This window comes from Azospirillum rugosum, assembly GCF_017876155.1.
In the GTDB taxonomy this organism is placed as follows: Bacteria; Pseudomonadota; Alphaproteobacteria; order Azospirillales; family Azospirillaceae; genus Azospirillum; species Azospirillum rugosum.
In genome coordinates this window covers 1-17,433 of record NZ_JAGINP010000006.1, presented here as the reverse complement: position 1 = coordinate 17,433, position 17,433 = coordinate 1, and the positions used below count along the sequence as shown (strand labels likewise).

The window sequence follows — 17,433 nt, the reverse complement described above, 5'->3', positions numbered from 1 at the left end:
TGTTCCGAAAGTCCCAAGCAATGTGCCGCATTCAATGGGACGGTTTCGGGGTTGCGGTCAAGGCCGTCGCGACCGTCATGCGCCTTTGGAGGAGCGGGCACGCGAAAAAATCGTACATTTGTTTAAAATTGCTAATTTAACGCCCTTCATACTGGAGTAGGATATACCGCATGCGCGGACGACCGGAGCTGGTTTCATGAAGGAATTGCGCTGCCTCGTGTTCACCGACCAGGAAGTGGTGAAGGCGGTGCTCGACCGTCGGCGGCGAATGCGCGAGCCGCTGCCGCGCGGGACCGTCGGAACGGTTACCTATCGTATGAACCAAGGCGTCGAGACGGTCATCCAGGTCACCGGGGACGAGGGCGACGACCGGACCATGGTCCTGCACGAGGCGGAGGTGGCCGCCGCCCTGGTCGCCTACTGCATGGGCCGCAAGATCCCCCTGCCGGTCGATTCCGACAAGATGCTGCACGTCATCAACGACAGCCTGACGCTGATGATCACCATGAACTTCAACAAGGCCCCGCGCCTGGTCGAGGGCAAGGCGGGCGAGGACAGGCAGGCAGACGTGGAAACCATAGCGCCCCACGCCCTGAAGGCCCGCCGCCCGGCCACCGCCCGCGCCTGACCATCGCCAGCGGACCCGTGACCTCGGTCGCGGACCCGCCTTTCCGGCTTGCGGGCGGTGCCGCCGTTCCCCCACAATCCGGCGCCATGACACAGCCGCCCTTCACTCTGCCCTCCCGGCGCACCGTTCCGCTGCCCAACGAGGCCGCGACCGCGCAGCTCGCGCGGCGGCTGGCGTCGGCGCTCGTCCCCGGCGACCTCGTGGCGCTGCGCGGCGACCTCGGCGCCGGCAAGACCGCCCTGTCGCGCGCCCTGATTCGCGCCGTGACGGAGGAGGAGGCGGAGGTGCCCTCCCCCACCTTCACGCTGGTGCAGACCTACGAGACCGACATCGGCCCGGTCTGGCACTTCGACCTCTACCGCCTGTCCGGCCCGGACGAGGTGACCGAACTGGGCTGGGACGAGGCGCGCGCCGAGTCCGTGCTGCTGGTGGAATGGCCGGACCGGCTGGGTCCGTTGCTGCCGGACGATCATCTCGAAATCAAAATGACCTTCACCGGCCCGGACAGCCGCCAGGCCGACCTGATCGGCCATGGGACTTGGGACGGCCGACTCGGCGCCCTCGACCTGTCGGGACTGGAGCAGCCGTGACCGCCCAATCCCCACAGCGCACCGCCGAGATCGTGACCTTCCTCGCCCGCCACGGGCTGGACACGGCCAAGCGCCAACCGCTGGCCGGCGACGCCTCCGCCCGTCGTTACGAGCGCGTAACGACCAACGACGGCGGCACGCTGATCCTGGTGGACACGCCGGCACCGGCCGAGGATCTGCTGCCCTTCATCGCCATCGGCGACACGTTGCGCGGCCTCGGCTTCTCCGTGCCCGGCATCGTTGCGGCGGAGGTGGAGGCCGGGCTGGCGCTTCAGGAGGATTTCGGGGACGACACCCTGTCGCGCCTGCTGGCGGCCGGGGCGGAGCCGCGCCCGCTCTACGAACTGGCGACCGACGTCCTGATCGAGCTGCACCGCCGCTTCCCGGTGGCGGAGGCCGCCCGCCTCGCCCTGCCCACCTACGACGCCGCCCTGTTCGCGCAGCAGGTCGCCCTGTTCGCGGAGGTGTACGTCCCGGCGGCCACCGGAAAGCCACTGTCCGACACGGCTCTGTCCGACCTCGAAATGGCCTGGGCGGCGGTGATCCCCGCGGCCTGCGCCGGCCCGCAGTCGCTGCTGCTGCGCGACTACCACGTTGACAACGTGATGCGCCTGCCCCGCCCCGGCCTGAAGGCGGCGGGCCTGATCGACTACCAGAGCGCCGGGCTCGGCCCCATCGCCTATGATCTGGTGTCGCTGCTGGAGGACGCGCGGCGCGACGTGCCCGCCGACCTCGCGGATTCGTTGCTGAACCGGTACGTTTCCGCCTTCCCCGGCCTGGACGCCGCGGCCTTCCGCCGCTCCTACGCGGTGCTGGGGGCCGTGCGGCACGCGCGGATCGTCGCCATCTTCGTGCGGCTGGCGCTCCAGCAGCGCCGCCGCGGCTACCTCGTCCACCTGCCGCGAGTCTGGCGGCTTCTGGAAGGCCAGCTCGCCAAGCCGGAACTGGCCCCCGTCGCCGACTGGTTCGCCCGTCACCTGCCGCCGGGAACCCGCGCGGACTTTGTCGTTCCGGAGCCGGATTGATAATGTCGTCTGTTGAGAAGCCTGTGAAAGCGCCCGAAAAGGCCATGGTCATGGCCGCCGGCCTCGGCCTGCGCATGCGCCCGCTGACCCTGGAGCGGCCCAAGCCGCTGATCCCGGTGATCGGCAAGCCGATGCTCGACCACGCGCTCGACCGGCTGGAGGAGGCCGGCGTCCAAACGGCCGTGGTGAACGCCCATTATAAGGGCGAGATGATCGCCGACCACCTGAAGGCGCGCACCCGCCCGGCCATCGCCCTGTCGCCGGAGGACACGCTGCTGGAGACCGGCGGCGGCGTGAAGAAGGCGCTGCCCCTGCTGGGATCCTCCCCGATCTACGTCGTCAACGCCGACATTCTGTGGCTGAACGGCCCCTCCCCCACGCTGGCCCGGCTGGCCCGGCACTGGGATCCGGAGGCGATGGACGCGCTGCTCCTGCTGATGGCGACCACCAAGTCGGTGGGCTACGAGGGGCGCGGCGACTACCACATGGACCCGGTGGGCCGGCTGGTCCGCCGCGGCGAGATGGAGATTGCCCCCTTCGTCTTCGCCGGCGTGCAGATCGTGAAGCCGGAGCTGTTCGCGCAGAACACGCCCGACGGCGCCTTCTCCACCAACCTGATCTGGGACCGCGCGCAGGAGGCCGGGCGCCTCTACGGCCTTGCCCACGACGGGCTGTGGTTCCACATCGGCACGCCCGCGGCACTCCAGGAGTCCGAGGATCTGCTGTCGATGAGCGACGTGTCGGTGGTCACCACCTGACCGCCAAGGCCGAGAATTTTTCACCACAAAGACACAAAGGGCACAAAGAACGTCACAAAGAGGTGTCGACCTGAAGGCGTTGTCACTTCAAATTTGAGACCCACTTTGTGAAAATCTTTGTGTCCTTTGTGTCTTTGTGGTGTCTGGTTTCCACCGTCTGAACGTTCCGGGACATCGATGACCAGCAGCGCGGAACCGAAGGTCTTCACGATTCCCTCCGGCGTGTCCTTCGTGGACACGCTGGCGGCCGGCATCGTGGAGCGTGTGGGCGACGACCCGCTGGCCCTGGCCGCGGTGACCGTCCTGCTGCCCACGCGCCGCTCCTGCCTGTCCCTGCGCGACGCCTTCCTGCGCCGATCCGGCGGCCGGCCCATGCTGCTGCCCCGCATGAGCCCGCTGGGCGAGCTGGACGCCGACACGCTCAGCCTGACCGCGGAGGAGCTGCCCGGCGTCCCGCTGGAGCTTCCGGACGCGGTCACCCCGCTGAAGCGGCAGCTTCTGCTGGCCCGGCTGATCCTCCAGGCCCAGGGCGTCTCGGCCACCACCGCGCAGGCGGTGCGGCTGGGCGCCGACCTCGGCCGGCTGATCGACGCGGTGTGGACGGAAGGCGTGGCCTTCGACCGCCTCGCCTCCCTGGTGCCGGAGGATTACGCCCAGCACTGGCAGGTGACGCTGGAGTTCCTGAAGATCGTCACGGAGCACTGGCCGGTCATCCTTGGCTCCATCGAACTGACCGACCCGGCCCAGCGCCGCAACATCGTGCTGGAGACCCAGGCCGCGCTCTGGCGGGCCGAGCCGCCGCAGGGGCTGGTCATCGCGGCGGGCTCCACCGGCTCCATCCCCGCCTCCGCCGACCTGCTGGCGGTGATCGCCCGCCTGCCGCAAGGCGCGGTCGTCCTGCCCGGCCTGGACCAGGAGGCCGACGACACCGCCTGGGACGCCATCCGCCGCGACGAATCGCACCCGCAGCACGGGCTCGCCCACCTGCTGGACCGGCTGGGCACCACGCGCGACGGCGTCCGGCGCTGGAACGATGTGGAGGAGCCGCGCGCTGTCCGCGCCCGCTTGATCGCGGAGGCCATGCGCCCCGCCGCCACCACGGAAAGCTGGCGGGAGCTGGAAGGGCTGGACGCATCGGCGCTGGCCAACCTGACCCGAATCGACGCCGCCACGGCGGAGGAGGAGGCGTCGGCCATCGCGCTGCTGATGCGCCACGCGCTGGAAACGCCGGAAAAGCGCGCCGCCCTGGTAACCCCCGACCGAAACCTCGCGCGCCGCGTCGCCATGGCCCTGTCGCGCTGGGGCATAGCGGTGAACGACTCGGCCGGCCAGCCGCTCGTCCACACCGCGGTCGGCACCTACCTGCGCCTGACCGCCGAGCTGGCCGCCAGCCGCGCCCACCCGCTGGCCCTGCTGGCGCTCGCCAAGCACCCGCTGGCGGCCGGCGGGCGCGACCCGTCCGACTTCCGCAGCGCCGCCCGCGCGCTGGAGCGCACCGTCCTGCGCGGTCCCCGCCCGGCGGAAGGCTTCGGCGGCCTGATCGCCGCGCTGAAGGGTGCGGAGTATTTCGCGCAGCACGAGGGGCGCAAGGACCAGCAAGCCTTCCTGCTCGACTGGCTGGAGGGTCTCGCCAAGCTCGCGGCCCCCTTCATGGAGGTGCTGTTCAGCGAGGCGCCCATCGCCGACCTCGTGCGCGCCCACATCGCCTTCGCGGAAAAGCTGGCCGCCCGCACCGACATGCCCGGCGAGAAGTTCCTCTGGCTCCAGGCCGACGGCGAGGGGGCCGCCGGTTTCGTGCACGAACTGCTGGAGGCCGCGGAAGGCTTCCCGGCGGTTCCCGGCACCGACTATCCGGCCCTGCTCGACGCGCTGATGGCCATGCGGCCGGTCTACCCGCGCTATGGCCTGCACTCGCGCTTGTGGATCCTCGGCCCCATGGAGGCGCGCCTCCAGCATTTCGACCTGATGATCCTCGGCGGGCTGAACGAGGGCACCTGGCCGCCCGACCCGGCCGCCGACCCTTGGATGTCGCGCCCCATGCGTCGCGACTTCGGCCTGCCCAGCCCGGAGCGCATGGTCGGCCTGTCCGCCCACGACTTCACCCACGCCTGCGGCGCGCCGGAGGTGGTGCTGACCCGCGCGGAACGCGTGGACGGCACGCCGACCGTGCCGTCCCGCTGGCTGCTGCGGCTGGAAACCGTGCTGCGCGCCCTGAACCTGGACGGTCGCATCGATTTGGCCGGGGAGCCCTGGCTGGTCTGGGCGCGCGGCCTGGACGAGCCCGACGCCGTACGCCCCGTTTCGCCCCCGGAACCACGCCCGCCGGTCGCCGCGCGCCCGCGCAAGCTGTCGGTCACCAAGATCGAGCGCTGGATGCGCGACCCCTACGCCGTCTACGCGGAGCATGTGCTGCGCCTGCGCAAGCTGGACCCCATCGCCGCCGATCCGGGTGCGGCCGACCGGGGCCAGTTCATCCACTCGGCCCTGGACGCCTTCGTGCGCGAATACCCCGGCCTGCTGCCCCAGGACGCGCTGCACCGCCTGATCGACCTCGGCCGCGAGTCCTTCGGCCCGCTGCTGCAGACCCACCCCGACGTCTGGGCCTTCTGGTGGCCGCGCTTCGAGCGCATCGCGGAGTGGTTCATCGCGCTGGAGCGCGACCGCCGCCTGACCGTGAAGCCGCTGACGACCGAGGTCAGCGGCGAACTGACGCTCAACGGCCCCGCCGGCCCCTTCCTGCTGACCGCCAAGGCCGACCGCATCGATTCGACCGGCGAAGGGCTGGTCCTGATCGACTACAAGACCGGCACGCCGCCCTCCACCCGCGAGATCGAGCTGGGCTTCGCCCCGCAGCTGCCGCTGGAGGCCGCCATCGCGCTGGCCGGCGGCTTCGGCGGCGTGGCGGCCGGCACGGTCGCGGAGCTGTCCTTCTGGCGCCTGTCCGGCGGCGACCCGGCCGGCGAGGAGAAGCCCGTGAAGGGCGACCCCGCGACCCTCGCCGCCGAGGCCCGCGCCGGCCTGGAAGAGCTGATCCGCCACTTCGACGACCCCGCCACCCCCTACCGCTCCTGCCCCCGCCCCGCCATGGCGCCACGCTACACGGACTACGCGCACCTCGCGCGGGTGCAGGAATGGTCGGCCGGTGGCGATGGTGGTGAGGGATGATGATGCACGGATGCCCCCTCCCTCCCACGCTCGCGCGTGGGTCCCTCCCTCCCCCACCGTTGGCGGTGGAGGGGAAGAGTGCGGAGTTCCCTCTCCCGCGAAAGCGGGGGAGGGTTAGGGAGGGGGCAAGCGTCGCCCCCGCCTCCCCCGGAGCGATTGCCCCATGAACCTCCTCGACTTCCCCGCCCGCGAGCTGCCGCTCGACCCGAACGTCAAGCAGCGCCAGGCCTCCGACCCGCTGTCGTCGGTGTGGGTGGGCGCGTCGGCCGGGTCCGGCAAGACGAAGGTGCTGACCGACCGCGTGCTGCGGCTGATGCTGGCCGGCACGGCGCCGGCGCGCATCCTCTGCCTCACCTTCACCAAGGCGGCGGCGGCGGAGATGTCCATCCGCATCAACCGCACGCTGGGCATCTGGGCGACCCTGCCCGACGCCGACCTGGAAGACCGCCTCTACGACCTGTGCGGTGAGCGGCCGACGGCGGAGACGCGCACCGCCGCTCGGCGCCTGTTCGCGCAGGTCGTGGACTGTCCGGGCGGCATGAAGATCCAGACGATCCACGCCTTCTGCCAGTCGCTGCTGCGCCGCTTCCCGCTGGAGGCCGGGCTCGCCCCGCATTTCGAGGTGATGGACGAGCGCACGGCCGCCGGCCTGCTGACCGATGCGCGCGACGAGGTGCTGCACGCCGGCCGCGCCGCGCCCGACACCCCGCTCGGCAAGGCGATGGCCCGCCTGACCGCCGACCTGAACGCGGAGGAGTTCGCCGACATCCTGGCCGAACTCGCCAACGAGCGCGGCCGCATCCAGCGCCTGTTCGAGCGCTATAAGGGTCTTGACGGCGCCATCGACGCCGTCCACCGCGAGCTGGGCGTGGAGCCCGGCACGACCGAGGCCGACATCCTGCATGAGGCCTGCGCCGACGCGTCGCTGGACGTGCCCACCCTGCGGGAAGCCTGCCGGGCGCTGTCCACCGGCACCAAGACGGACGAGGAGCGCGGCATCGGCATCCAGAGCTGGCTGGACGCGGCGGAAAGCCGCGTGCGCGCCTTCCAGGCCTACGCCCGCCTGTTTCTGACGGCCGAGGGCACGGCGCGCAAGACGCTGATCACCAAGAAGCCGGCGACCAACTTCCCCGCCGCCCTGATCGCGCTGGAGCGCGAGGCGGAACGGCTCGTTTCGCTGATGAAACGGGTGAAGTCGGCCGGAGTCGCCGCCTCCACCACCGCCCTGCTCACCCTGGCCGAAGCCCTTCTGCACGCCTACGACGCGAAGAAGAAGGGCAAGGCGCTGCTCGACTACGACGACCTGATCCTGGCGGCCAACACGCTGCTGCGCGGCAAGGACGGCGTGCCGGCCGTGCCCTGGGTGCTGTTCAAGCTGGACGGCGGCCTGGACCACATCCTGATCGACGAGGCGCAGGACACCAACCCGGAGCAGTGGGCCGTCGTGTCCTCCATCGCGGAGGAGTTCTTCGCCGACCTGTCCGCCCACGGCAGCGCCGGCACGACGCGCACCGTCTTCGCCGTGGGCGACGAGAAACAGTCGATCTTCAGCTTCCAGCGCGCCAACCCGGCCGAGTTCGCGCGCATGCGCCGGCATTTCCAGACCCGCGCTGAGATCGCGACGCGGACCTGGCACGCGGTGGAACTGGACATCTCCTTCCGCTCCACCGCCGCCGTGTTGCAGGCGGTGGACGCCGTGTTCCGGCTGGACACCGCCAAGGACGGGGTGGCGTCGGAGGTCAGCCCGGTGATCCGCCACCGCGCCTTCCGCCGCGGGCACGCCGGGCTGGTGGAGTTGTGGCCGCCGGTCAAGCCGGCGGAGGTCGCGGACCCGCCGGCCTGGGCGCCGCCAGTGGAGCGAGAATCGGCCGATTCGCCCTCGGCCCGGCTGGCGGCGGTCATCGCCGACACGATCCGCGACTGGACCCAGCGCGGGGAGACGCTGGAGTCGCGCGGCCGGCCGATCCAGCCCGGCGACGTGATGGTGCTGGTCCGCCGCCGCACCAGCTTCGTGACGGAGCTGGTGCGCGCGCTGAAGGACCGCGCCGTGCCCGTCGCCGGCGTGGACCGCATGGTGCTGACCGAGCAGCTGGCGGTCATGGACCTGATGGCGCTGTGCGAATTCCTGCTGCTGCCGGAAGACGACCTGACGCTCGCCACCGTGCTGAAGGGGCCGCTGATCGGGTTGAGCGAGGATCAGCTGTTCGATCTGGCTCATGGCCGGCGCGGCACGCTGTGGTCGGCGCTGGTCGCCAAGGCGGAGGAGGATCCGGCCTACCGCCCGGCGCGCCGCTACCTCGGCGGCCAGCTCGCCCGCACCGACTTCCTGGCGCCCTACGAGCTGTTTGCAGGCCTGCTGGCCGCCCCCTGCCCGGCCGACGAGCGGTCCGGGCGCCGCGCCATCCTGAAGCGGCTGGGCCCCGACGCGCAGGACCCGCTGGACGAGTTCCTGGCCGTTTGTCTCGCTTTCGAAAAGACCGAGCCGCCGTCGCTCCAGAACTTCCTCGCCTGGCTCGCCGCCAGCGAGGCGGAGATCAAGCGCGAGCTGGAGCAGGGCGGCGGCCGCGTGCGCATCATGACGGTGCACGGGTCCAAGGGATTGCAGGCGCCCATCGTCTTCCTGCCCGACACGCTGGGCACCCCGACGCAGAGCCCGCCCATCCTGTGGCCGGACGAGGGCTGCGCCGTCCCCCTCTTCGCCGCGCGCCGCAACCAGGAGGACGCGCTCTGCACCGAGGCGCGGTCCCGCGCCAACCGGCGCCGCGACCAGGAGTACAGGCGCCTGCTGTACGTGGCCCTGACCCGCGCGGAGGACCGCCTGTACGTCTGCGGCTACCAGGGCAAGCGCGACCCGTCGGAAGCCTGCTGGTACAAGCTGGTCGAGGCCGCCATGGGCGAGATCGGCATCCCGCATCCCTTTGATTTTTCATCTCTTTGCCCCGACGGCTGGGCCGGGGACGGCTGGCGCCTGCACGACCCACAGACCGCAGCACCAAAGCCGGACGGCGCCGACGCCGGCCGCGTGATGGAGGCGTACGCGCCGCTGCCCTGGCTGACCGCCAACGCCCCGGAGGAGCCGGAGCCGAGCCGCCCCCTCACCCCCTCCCGCCCGGACGGGGACGAGCCGGCGGTGCGCTCCCCCCTCGGCGAGGACGACGGGGCGCGCTTCAAGCGCGGCCTTCTGGTCCACCGGCTGATGCAGAGCCTGCCCGACCTGCCGCCCGACGGGCGGGAGGCCGCCTGCCGCCGCTTCCTCGCCCGGCCCGCGCACGAGCTGACGCCGGAGCGGCAGGACGAGATCGCGCGGGAGACCATGGCGGTGGTCAACAGCCCCGACTTCGCCCACCTCTTCGGCCCCAATTCCCGTGCCGAGGTGCCGGTGGTCGGCGTGGTGGACGGGCGCGCCCTGTCCGGCCAGATCGACCGGCTGGTGGTGGAGGGCGACACCGTCTGGATCGTCGACTACAAGACCAACCGCCCGCCGCCCCGCCGGGTGGAGGACGTGCCGCCGGTCTACCAGCGGCAGATGGCCGCCTACCGCGGCGCCATGACGGCGGTCTATCCGGGCAAGCGTATCCGCTGCGTCCTGCTGTGGACCGACGGCCCCTATTTGATGGAGCTTCCGTAATTTGCTCCACCGCCTTGGGCGACTCGGGCGCGCGAATGGTTTCGGGGGCGGAACTTTTCAACGTCCGCCGGGTTGCAGGAACCGGCGGATTGGGTTGACCGGGCCGCATTTGCCGCTCTGCTTGACCGGAGCGGGGAGACGGCCCTACATTTTGGCAAAGTTCCACGACAGGGATGGGATCGCCGACGGCTTGTTTTTCCACGGCGGCACCCCTGAACCCAGGCAAGAGGTCACATGAGCAACCCCATCAAGGTCACCGACGACAGCTTCGAACAGGATGTGCTGAAGGCCGAGGGTCCGGTCCTGGTCGATTTCTGGGCGGAGTGGTGCGGCCCCTGCAAGATGATTGCTCCGGCGCTCGACGACCTCGCCAAGGAGTATGGCGGCAAGGTCACCGTCGTTAAGCTGAACATCGACGACAACCCCGGCACCCCGACCAAGTACGGCGTGCGCGGCATCCCGACGCTGATGATCTTCAAGAACGGCCAGGTCGCCGCCACGAAGATCGGCGCCCTGCCGAAGACCGCCCTGTACAGCTGGGTCGACCAGTCGCTCTGATTGGCCTCAGCGCACGCGCGTTGCAAAAGCCCCGCCCTACGGCGGGGCTTTTTGCGTTACGGTTTTTTGCGTTACGGTGAGGGCATGGCCTACCGTCTGCCCCCGCTCAACACGCTGCGCCTGTTCGAGGCCGCCGGCCGCCGCCTGAGCTTCAAGGCCGCGGCGGAGGAGCTGTGCCTGACCCCCAGCGCGGTCAGCCACGGCATCCAGACGCTGGAGGACTGGCTGGGGGTGGAGCTGTTCCTGCGCGGCAACCGCAGCCTGTCCCTGACCCCGGCCGGGGAGGCCTATCTGCCGCGGGTGCGCGACGCGCTGCAATCCCTGGCGCTGGCCACGGAAAGCGTGCCCGGCCGCAAGCCGAGCGGGCGCCTGTCGGTCAGCGCCGCGCCGACCTTCGCGCTGCGCTGGCTGATTCCGCGCCTGCCCGATTTCCGCGCGACCCACCCGACCCTGTCGGTCAGCCTGGACACCAGCCACCGCCGGGTCGAGTTCCCGCGCGACGGAATCGACGTTGGCATCCGGCTGGGCAGCGGCCCCTGGCCCGGCCTCGCCGCGCTGAAGCTGCTGGAGGAGGAGCTGGTGCCGGTCGCCGCCCCGGCGCTGGCGGCGCGCGTCGCATCACCCGCCGACCTCCTGGCGCTGCCCCGGCTGCACATCGCCAGCGTGTCGGAGGACTGGGCAGCCTGGGCGGAGGGCGCCGGCCTGCCGCCCGCGGCCTTCGCCGAGGGCCTGCGCTTCGACGCCATCCACATGGCGGTGGACGCCGCCGTCCGCGGGCTGGGCGTCGTCATCGGCCGCCGCCCGACCATCGACCCGGAGCTTGAGGCCGGCCGGCTGGTCGAGGTCACCGGGCCGCGCCTGCGCGCCAGCACCAGCTGGTGGATGGTCACCTCCCGCGACAGCCTGCAACGGCCGGAGATCGCCGCCTTCCGCGCCTGGATGCGGACGGAGTTCAATCACCCGCGGTGACCGACATCGGGTGAATTCCCCTCACCCGAGACGGAAAAGCTCTCGTTTGCCGGGCGGCGCGCCGGGCCGGATGCTGATGCTCCGATCACCCAGGGCTTTCGCATTTGGCCTTTTAAACCTCTCCCCTCTGGGGAGAGGGCAGGGTGAGGGGGCCCCGCCGCCTTGGTACGTCCGGCACAAGCGCAACCCCCTCACCCTAACCCTCTCCCCAGAGGGGAGAGGGGATTTCAAATGCGATTACCCCGCCGTTCCCCAACGACGGAGACCGTACCATGGCAATCCCCGTGTCTTTCCGCCCGCAGCCGTGCCGCGTGCCCGTGGCGTTCCGCCCCTTCGCCTGGCTCGCCCGTCTCTGGCGTCGGCGCCAGGAAAGCGCGCAGCTCCTGTCCATGACCGACCGGGAACTGCGCGACATCGGGATCACCCGCTACGAGGCGCTGACGGAGGCCCGCAAGCCCTTCTGGCGCTGAATCGCCGCCAGCAGGCCGGCCGCGCCCGCCTCGCAGAGGTCCAGCACCTCGGCAAAGCCATCGGCACCGCCGTAGTAGGGATCGGGCACGTCGCGCCCCGCGCCGACGGCCGCGTAATCCAGGAACAGCGCGACCGTCGCGGGGCTGGTGGACGGCATCATGCGGCGCAGCTGCGCCAGATGGCCGCGGTCCATGGCCAGGATGTAGTCGAAGGCCGCGAAGTCGGCGATCGTCACTTTGCGGGCGCGCAGGTCCGACAGGTCCACGCCGCGCGACCGGGCGGCGCGCTGGCTGCGCTGGTCCGGCGGTTCCCCCACGTGATAGCCGTCGGTGCCGGCCGAATCGGCATGGACGTGATGCTCCAGCCCCGCTTGCTTTACCAGGGCGCGGAACACACCTTCGGCGGTGGGCGACCGGCAGATGTTGCCCGTGCAGACGAACAGGACCTTGACCATCCCGGCTGCCTCCTCTTTCCTTGCTCCAATCGAAAGAAGTACCAGCCGTTTCCAGATCCCGCCAGGGCGCCCATGACGACCATCAGCTCCACCATCGCGAACCACATCAAGCCGACCGACTCCATCGTCATCCTGACCGGGGCCGGCATCTCCAAGGAATCGGGGCTGGACACCTTCCGCTGCGCCGACGGCATCTGGGCCAAGGTGGACCTGGAGGACGTCGCGACTCCGCAGGGCTTCGCCCGCGATCCGAACTTGGTCCACCGCTTCTACAACGACCGCCGCCGCGGCTTGGCTGACCCGGCCATCCAGCCGAACGCCGCCCATGCCGCGCTCGCCGAGCTGGAGCGCCGCTGGAAGGGGGAGCTTCTGCTGGTCACCCAGAACATCGACGACCTGCACGAGCGCGCCGGCTCCAAGACGCTGATCCACATGCACGGGGAGCTGCGGAAGGTCTTCTGCGTCCACTGCCGCACGGTGGAAACCTGGGACGGCGACCTGTCGGTGCACGACGTCTGCCCGACCTGCGCGCGCAAGGGCGGCATGCGGCCGGACGTTGTGTGGTTCGGGGAGATGCCCTACCAGATGGATCGCATCTACCGCGCGCTGGGCGCCTGCGACCTGTTCGTCTCCATCGGCACGTCCGGCAACGTCTACCCCGCCGCCGGCTTCGTGGCGGAGGCCCGCGGCGCCGGCGCCCACACGGTGGAGCTGAACCTGGAGCCCTCGCTCGGCGCCAGCCACTTCGCCGAGGCGGTGAACGGCCCGGCGACCGAGGTGGTGCCCGCCTTCGTGGCCGAGCTTCTGCGGCTTTGACCGACAGCCTGGAGGCCTTGTTTGCGCAGGCGCGGGCCTGCCGCCTGTGCGAAGGCTCGCTGCCGCACGGCTGCCGCCCGGTGCTGCGCGGCAGCCCTTCCGCCCGGCTGCTGATCGTCGGGCAGGCGCCGGGGGCACGGGTGCACGCCAGCGGCATTCCCTGGAACGACCCGTCGGGCGACCGGCTGCGCCAGTGGCTCGCCATGGATCGCGCCGCCTTCTACGACGAATCGCGCATCGCCGTGGTGCCCATGGGGCTCTGCTACCCCGGCACGGCGCCGAAGGGCGGCGACTACCCGCCGCGCCCGGAATGCGCCCCACTGTGGCACCCGCCGCTGCGCGCCGCGCTGAGCGGCGTGCGCCTCACCCTGCTGGTCGGCAGCTACGCGCAGGATTATTACCTGGGCGGCCGCCGCAAACGGACCATGACCGACACGGTGGCGGCCTGGCGGGACTACCTGCCGGACTTCCTGCCCCTGCCGCACCCGAGCTGGCGCAACACCGCCTGGCTGAAGAAGAACCCCTGGTTCGAGGAGGAGCTGGTCCCCGCCCTGCGCCGCCGTGTCGCAGAGGCGCTGGACGGCTGAGCGCGCATCCTGATCACTCCAAACTCTCGATGCGCTCCATGTCGTCGTCGGAGAAGCCGAAATGATGGCCGATCTCGTGGATCAGCACGTGGCGGACGATGGCGAACAGGTCCTCGCCGGTCTCGCACCAGTAATCCAGGATCGGGCGGCGGTAGAGGAAGATCATGTCCGGGCCGCTGCGCAGGTCCGCGACGCTCTGCCGGGTCATGTCCACGCCGCGGTAGAGGCCCAGCAGGTCGAAGGGGCTTTCCAGCTCCATCTCGCGCTCGGTCTCCTCGTCGGGAAAGTCCTCGACCTGGATCAGGAGGTTCCCGACCGGGGCCAGCAGCGCCTTCGGGATTGTGTCCAGCGCCTCCTCGGCCATCCGCTCGAGGTCGGGCGTGGAGGGAGGAACGGTGTGGGTGTGTGCCGGTTTGCGGTTCATGCCGAAAAGGTAGCGTCGCTTGCGGCCCAGGCCAAGCGGCGCTAAACCGGGATCGACGTTTGATGAACGCCTTTTAACCAACCAAGGGGGGACGCAGGCCATGTCGGACAAGCTGGTCGGGACCAAGAGACAGACCGCGCTGAAGGAACTGCACGGCTGGTCGGAGGTGCTGGAGCGCGACGCGATCCGCAAGACCTACCACTTCCCCGACTTCCCCACCGCCTGGGGCTTCATGAGCCAGGTCGCGCTGCTGGCCGAACGCGTCAACCACCACCCGGAATGGTTCAACGACATGGGCCGGGTGGAGGTGATCCTGTGCACCCGCACCGTCGACGGCCTGACCCAGGCCGACGTGGACTTCGCCCACCGCCTGGACCAGATCGCCCCCCGCGACGACCGGTAATGCGCTTTTGTAGGTCGGGTGGAGCGCAGCGCAACCCGACACGCCCCGCATCGCCGACGCTGTCGGGTTGCGCAGGCGCTCCACCCGACCTACGACTCCATCATTGCGTTACAGCCACCCGCGGCGGCGGAAGTACCAGAGCGGCACCACGGCCGACAGCACCATCATGACGATCGCCATGGGGTAGCCGAAATCCCAGTCCAGCTCCGGCATGTGGTGGAAGTTCATGCCGTAGGCGGACGCGATCAGCGTTGGCGGCATCAGCGCCACGGCCACCACCGAGAAGATCTTGATGATGGCGTTCTGCTCGATGTTGATCAGCCCCAGCGTGGCGTCGAGCAGGAAGTTCGCCTCGTGCGCCAGGAATCCCGCGTGCTCGTTCAGGGAGCGCAGGTCGCGCGACAGGGTCTTCAGCGCGGCCTTCTGCTCTTTGGTCAGCCGGCCGGCGCTGACCGAGGTCAGGAAGGCGACCAGCCGGTCGAGGCCCGCCAGGCTGTCGCGCACCTTGTGCGTCAGGTCGCCGGCCCGGCCAATGCCGCGCAGCACGTCCTGCAACTCGTCCGGCTTCTTGGCCGCCTGGCCGAAGCCGTTGCTGTCCAGCGACTCGGTGAAGATGCGCGTGGACAGCCCGTCGATGCGCCCGCCGATCAGCTCCAGCACGTCGGCGACCCGGTCGATGACCGCGTCCAGGATGCCGAGCAGCGCGTCCTCGGCGCTCGCCAGCAGCTCCGGCTGGCGCATGGTGCGCGCGGCGAAGGTGGCGACGGAGCGCGGCTCGGTGAAGCGCACCGTGATCATGTGGCGCGGCGTCAGGACGAAGGTGATCTCGCCCTGCTCCGGGTGAGGCGTGTCGGCCCGCGCGATGACGGAGGAGGTCAGGTAGACGGCGTCGCCTTCCATGTACAGCTGGCTGGACGCCTCGATCTCCTTCATCTCCTCGCGCGTCGGCAGGTCGCAGCCGGTGGCGGCGCCCACATGGGCGCGCTCCGCTTCGTCCGGGCGCAGCAGGTCGATCCACACCGTGCCGGCCGGCAACGGTTCGCCGAGGCTGAGCGGCTGCTCGACGACCCGGCCGCCGACACGGGCGTGGACCGTGATCATGCAAGTGCCTCAGCCGGAACCGGCGCGCCGGCGGCGCGGCAGGCGGCAGCCAGCGTGTTCAGCATCAGGCAGGCGATGGTCATCGGCCCGACGCCGCCCGGCACCGGGGTGATGGCGCCGGCAACCTTCACGGCCTCCTCGTACGCCACGTCGCCGACGAGGCGCGTCTTGCCGGCTTCAGCACCCGGCACGCGGTTGATGCCGACGTCGATCACCACGGCGCCCGGCTTGATCCAGTCGCCGCGCACCATCTCCGGCCGGCCGACCGCGGCCACCAGGATATCGGCGCGGCGACACTCGCCGGGCAGGTCCTGCGTGCGGGAATGGGCAACGGTCACCGTGCAGTCCTGCTGGAGCAGCAGCTGCGCCATCGGCTTGCCGACGATGTTGGAGCGGCCGAGCACCAGCGCCCGCTTGCCCTTCAGGTCGTTGCCCAGCACATCGCGGATCAGCAGCAGGCTGCCCAGCGGCGTGCAGGGGACGATGGCGCCGGGGCTGCCGACGGCGAGCAGGCCGGCGTTGACGACGTGGAAGCCGTCGGCGTCCTTCTCCGGCACGATGCGGGCCAGCACCTTGGCCGTGTCGATGTGCTTGGGCAGCGGCAGCTGGACCAGGATGCCGTGCACGGCCGGGTCGGCGTTCAGCTGGTCGATCAGGGCCAGCAGGTCGGCCTCCGCCAGGTCGGCGGGCTTGTGGTGGTCGAAGCTGTTCATGCCCAGCTCGACCAGCGCCCGCTCCTTGGAGCGGACGTAGACCTGGCTCGCCGGGTCCTCGCCCACCAGCACGACCGCGAGGCCGGGGGTGACGCCGTGGCTGGCCTTGAGGGCGGCGACGCCCTCCGCGACGCGCGCGCGAAGGCCGGCCGCGAAGGCCTTGCCGTCGATGATCTTCGCCTCAGCCATCGGTCCCCTCCTCGCTCAACAGCGCCGTCAGCCGGCGCATCAACTCGGCCGGGTCGCCGGCCACATGCACGATCTTGTTCCGGTCGGTCGCCCCGGCCACCACCGTCAGGCTGGTTTTGGGCAATTTCCACGCCTTGGCCAGCAGCTTCACCACCGCCTCGTTGGCCTTGCCGTTCTCCGGCACGGCCGTCACCATCACCTTCAGCGCCTTTGCCCCCGATGCCGTGTCGACCAGCCCGGAGATCCCGTTGCGCGACGCCTTGGGCGTCACCCGCAGCGTCAGGCGGACTCCGTCGAAAACGGCTTCGAAAGGACCCGCCATCAGAAGCGCGGCCAGTATTCCGCCATCAGGTTGCGGACGAAGAAGATCAGCAGGATCAGGACCATCGGCGACAGGTCCATCCCGCCGAAGTTCGGCATCACGCGGCGAATCGGCCGCAGCGCCGGTTCCGTGATCCGGTAGAGGAAGTCGCCGATGGCGTACACCGCGCGGTTGCGCGTGTTGACCACGTTGAAGGCGACCAGCCAGCTCAGCACCGCGGAGGCGATGAGCAGCCAGACATAGATGCTGAGAACGGTGTCGATCAGCAGGTACAGCGCAATCATGCCCGGCCCGTCCCAATTCGTTCAATTTTGCGGGGCACCCTAAGCACAAGCGGCAAGGCCTGTCCAGTGCCGCGCGGAGGGCCGGCGCCCGCCCCTTTCGGGCGGTGTCGCGGGGCCGCGATTTGGTGTGTTCAGAAGGCTTGACAGGCACCAATCGCATCACCATTATCCGCCCCACGCCGGTGACGGTGTGTGGGGCCGTAGCTCAGCTGGGAGAGCGACGCGTTCGCAATGCGTAGGTCGGGAGTTCGATCCTCCTCGGCTCCACCATTACTTGTGTTCCCATTGATTCGGCTGGGAAATCCGCCCCGAACGGGGTGTCTGACCCGGTGTGTGACACAGCCCTGT

Annotated in this window: 18 protein-coding genes and 1 tRNA gene; 13 read left to right on the top strand and 6 right to left on the bottom strand. The window is 70.3% G+C overall.

Annotation, left to right across the window (positions count from 1 at the left end; genetic code table 11):
* Positions 1-196 precede the first annotated feature (196 nt).
* From J2851_RS09820 to J2851_RS09780, 9 genes are all read left to right on the top strand, one after another.
* Positions 197-628, top strand: a complete 432-nt coding sequence (locus J2851_RS09820; protein ID WP_209766079.1) for a hypothetical protein — start codon at positions 197-199, stop codon at positions 626-628.
* 86 nt (positions 629-714) lie between these two features.
* On the top strand, positions 715-1,218 hold the full coding sequence (gene tsaE / locus J2851_RS09815) for a tRNA (adenosine(37)-N6)-threonylcarbamoyltransferase complex ATPase subunit type 1 TsaE (protein WP_209766078.1): 504 nt from the start codon (positions 715-717) through the stop codon (positions 1,216-1,218).
* The gene (locus J2851_RS09810) at positions 1,215-2,243 is read left to right on the top strand and encodes an aminoglycoside phosphotransferase family protein (protein WP_209766077.1); all 1,029 of its coding nucleotides are present in this window, start codon (positions 1,215-1,217) and stop codon (positions 2,241-2,243) included. The genes tsaE and J2851_RS09810 overlap by 4 nt, the downstream gene beginning before the upstream one ends.
* Positions 2,244-2,245: 2 nt before the next feature.
* Complete coding sequence (locus J2851_RS09805; RefSeq protein WP_209766075.1) at positions 2,246-3,001, top strand: nucleotidyltransferase family protein; 756 nt, start codon at positions 2,246-2,248, stop codon at positions 2,999-3,001.
* 177 nt (positions 3,002-3,178) lie between these two features.
* Complete coding sequence (addB, locus tag J2851_RS09800; RefSeq protein ID WP_209766074.1) at positions 3,179-6,166, top strand: double-strand break repair protein AddB; 2,988 nt, start codon at positions 3,179-3,181, stop codon at positions 6,164-6,166.
* A gap of 163 nt (positions 6,167-6,329) precedes the next feature.
* Complete coding sequence (addA, locus tag J2851_RS09795) at positions 6,330-9,794, top strand: double-strand break repair helicase AddA (protein ID WP_209766073.1); 3,465 nt, start codon at positions 6,330-6,332, stop codon at positions 9,792-9,794.
* A 234-nt stretch (positions 9,795-10,028) separates the two neighbouring features.
* Positions 10,029-10,352, top strand: coding sequence for a thioredoxin TrxA (gene trxA / locus J2851_RS09790; RefSeq protein ID WP_209766072.1), 324 nt, complete (start codon positions 10,029-10,031; stop codon positions 10,350-10,352).
* Between the two features lie 84 nt (positions 10,353-10,436).
* Positions 10,437-11,321: a transcriptional regulator GcvA gene (gene gcvA / locus J2851_RS09785; RefSeq protein ID WP_209766071.1), complete on the top strand. Its 885-nt coding sequence runs from the start codon at positions 10,437-10,439 to the stop codon at positions 11,319-11,321.
* A gap of 272 nt (positions 11,322-11,593) precedes the next feature.
* Complete coding sequence (locus tag J2851_RS09780) at positions 11,594-11,791, top strand: DUF1127 domain-containing protein (RefSeq protein WP_209766070.1); 198 nt, start codon at positions 11,594-11,596, stop codon at positions 11,789-11,791.
* On the opposite strand, the gene J2851_RS09775 is transcribed toward J2851_RS09780, so the two are convergent.
* On the bottom strand, positions 11,749-12,246 hold the full coding sequence (locus J2851_RS09775) for a low molecular weight protein-tyrosine-phosphatase (protein WP_209766069.1): 498 nt from the start codon (positions 12,244-12,246) through the stop codon (positions 11,749-11,751). The two genes, J2851_RS09780 and J2851_RS09775, sit on opposite strands and share 43 nt — an antisense overlap.
* A gap of 72 nt (positions 12,247-12,318) precedes the next feature.
* Here J2851_RS09775 and cobB point away from each other — a divergent pair, with 72 nt between their 5' ends.
* Both cobB and J2851_RS09765 read left to right on the top strand, forming a co-directional pair.
* Positions 12,319-13,062, top strand: a complete 744-nt coding sequence (gene cobB, locus J2851_RS09770; protein ID WP_209766067.1) for a Sir2 family NAD+-dependent deacetylase — start codon at positions 12,319-12,321, stop codon at positions 13,060-13,062.
* Complete coding sequence (locus tag J2851_RS09765) at positions 13,059-13,649, top strand: uracil-DNA glycosylase family protein (protein ID WP_209766066.1); 591 nt, start codon at positions 13,059-13,061, stop codon at positions 13,647-13,649. Before cobB ends, J2851_RS09765 begins: the two co-directional genes overlap by 4 nt.
* A 13-nt stretch (positions 13,650-13,662) precedes the next feature.
* Here J2851_RS09765 and J2851_RS09760 read toward each other — a convergent pair whose 3' ends face one another.
* Positions 13,663-14,073, bottom strand: coding sequence for a metallopeptidase family protein (locus J2851_RS09760; protein ID WP_246500548.1), 411 nt, complete (start codon positions 14,071-14,073; stop codon positions 13,663-13,665).
* Positions 14,074-14,173: 100 nt separating this feature from the next.
* Between J2851_RS09760 and J2851_RS09755 the strand changes: the two genes are divergently transcribed.
* The gene (locus J2851_RS09755) at positions 14,174-14,476 is read left to right on the top strand and encodes a 4a-hydroxytetrahydrobiopterin dehydratase (protein ID WP_209766064.1); all 303 of its coding nucleotides are present in this window, start codon (positions 14,174-14,176) and stop codon (positions 14,474-14,476) included.
* A gap of 108 nt (positions 14,477-14,584) precedes the next feature.
* On the opposite strand, the gene J2851_RS09750 is transcribed toward J2851_RS09755, so the two are convergent.
* Genes J2851_RS09750 through J2851_RS09735 form a run of 4 tightly spaced genes read right to left on the bottom strand, consistent with a single transcriptional unit; the run spans position 14,585 to position 17,085 of the window.
* Positions 14,585-15,577 (bottom strand): magnesium transporter CorA family protein, encoded by a 993-nt coding sequence (locus tag J2851_RS09750; protein ID WP_209766062.1) that lies wholly within the window; start codon positions 15,575-15,577, stop codon positions 14,585-14,587.
* A complete protein-coding gene (gene folD / locus J2851_RS09745) occupies positions 15,574-16,479 on the bottom strand; it encodes a bifunctional methylenetetrahydrofolate dehydrogenase/methenyltetrahydrofolate cyclohydrolase FolD (RefSeq protein WP_209766061.1) in 906 nt (301 codons plus the stop codon). Before folD ends, J2851_RS09750 begins: the two co-directional genes overlap by 4 nt.
* Positions 16,472-16,801: a DUF167 family protein gene (locus J2851_RS09740; RefSeq protein ID WP_209766060.1), complete on the bottom strand. Its 330-nt coding sequence runs from the start codon at positions 16,799-16,801 to the stop codon at positions 16,472-16,474. The genes folD and J2851_RS09740 overlap by 8 nt, the downstream gene beginning before the upstream one ends.
* Positions 16,801-17,085 (bottom strand): YggT family protein, encoded by a 285-nt coding sequence (locus tag J2851_RS09735; RefSeq protein WP_209766059.1) that lies wholly within the window; start codon positions 17,083-17,085, stop codon positions 16,801-16,803. The genes J2851_RS09740 and J2851_RS09735 overlap by 1 nt, the downstream gene beginning before the upstream one ends.
* Positions 17,086-17,279: 194 nt before the next feature.
* Between J2851_RS09735 and J2851_RS09730 the strand changes: the two genes are divergently transcribed.
* Positions 17,280-17,355: transfer RNA gene (locus J2851_RS09730), tRNA-Ala, on the top strand.
* The last annotated feature ends 78 nt before the right edge of the window (positions 17,356-17,433 follow it).

What these genes read in the sequence shown, in the direction of transcription:
- J2851_RS09820 (WP_209766079.1), top strand. Translation starts at nt 197, where the DNA reads ATGAAGGAATTGCGCTGCCTCGTGTTCACCGACCAGGAAGTGGTGAAG.
- tsaE (WP_209766078.1), top strand. Translation starts at nt 715, where the DNA reads ATGACACAGCCGCCCTTCACTCTGCCCTCCCGGCGCACCGTTCCGCTG.
- J2851_RS09805 (WP_209766075.1), top strand. Translation starts at nt 2,246, where the DNA reads ATGTCGTCTGTTGAGAAGCCTGTGAAAGCGCCCGAAAAGGCCATGGTC.
- addB (WP_209766074.1), top strand. Translation starts at nt 3,179, where the DNA reads ATGACCAGCAGCGCGGAACCGAAGGTCTTCACGATTCCCTCCGGCGTG.
- addA (WP_209766073.1), top strand. Translation starts at nt 6,330, where the DNA reads ATGAACCTCCTCGACTTCCCCGCCCGCGAGCTGCCGCTCGACCCGAAC.
- trxA (WP_209766072.1), top strand. Translation starts at nt 10,029, where the DNA reads ATGAGCAACCCCATCAAGGTCACCGACGACAGCTTCGAACAGGATGTG.
- gcvA (WP_209766071.1), top strand. Translation starts at nt 10,437, where the DNA reads ATGGCCTACCGTCTGCCCCCGCTCAACACGCTGCGCCTGTTCGAGGCC.
- J2851_RS09780 (WP_209766070.1), top strand. Translation starts at nt 11,594, where the DNA reads ATGGCAATCCCCGTGTCTTTCCGCCCGCAGCCGTGCCGCGTGCCCGTG.
- J2851_RS09775 (WP_209766069.1), bottom strand. Translation starts at nt 12,246, where the DNA reads ATGGTCAAGGTCCTGTTCGTCTGCACGGGCAACATCTGCCGGTCGCCC.
- cobB (WP_209766067.1), top strand. Translation starts at nt 12,319, where the DNA reads ATGACGACCATCAGCTCCACCATCGCGAACCACATCAAGCCGACCGAC.
- J2851_RS09760 (WP_246500548.1), bottom strand. Translation starts at nt 14,073, where the DNA reads ATGAACCGCAAACCGGCACACACCCACACCGTTCCTCCCTCCACGCCC.
- J2851_RS09755 (WP_209766064.1), top strand. Translation starts at nt 14,174, where the DNA reads ATGTCGGACAAGCTGGTCGGGACCAAGAGACAGACCGCGCTGAAGGAA.
- J2851_RS09750 (WP_209766062.1), bottom strand. Translation starts at nt 15,577, where the DNA reads ATGATCACGGTCCACGCCCGTGTCGGCGGCCGGGTCGTCGAGCAGCCG.
- folD (WP_209766061.1), bottom strand. Translation starts at nt 16,479, where the DNA reads ATGGCTGAGGCGAAGATCATCGACGGCAAGGCCTTCGCGGCCGGCCTT.
- J2851_RS09740 (WP_209766060.1), bottom strand. Translation starts at nt 16,801, where the DNA reads ATGGCGGGTCCTTTCGAAGCCGTTTTCGACGGAGTCCGCCTGACGCTG.
- J2851_RS09735 (WP_209766059.1), bottom strand. Translation starts at nt 17,085, where the DNA reads ATGATTGCGCTGTACCTGCTGATCGACACCGTTCTCAGCATCTATGTC.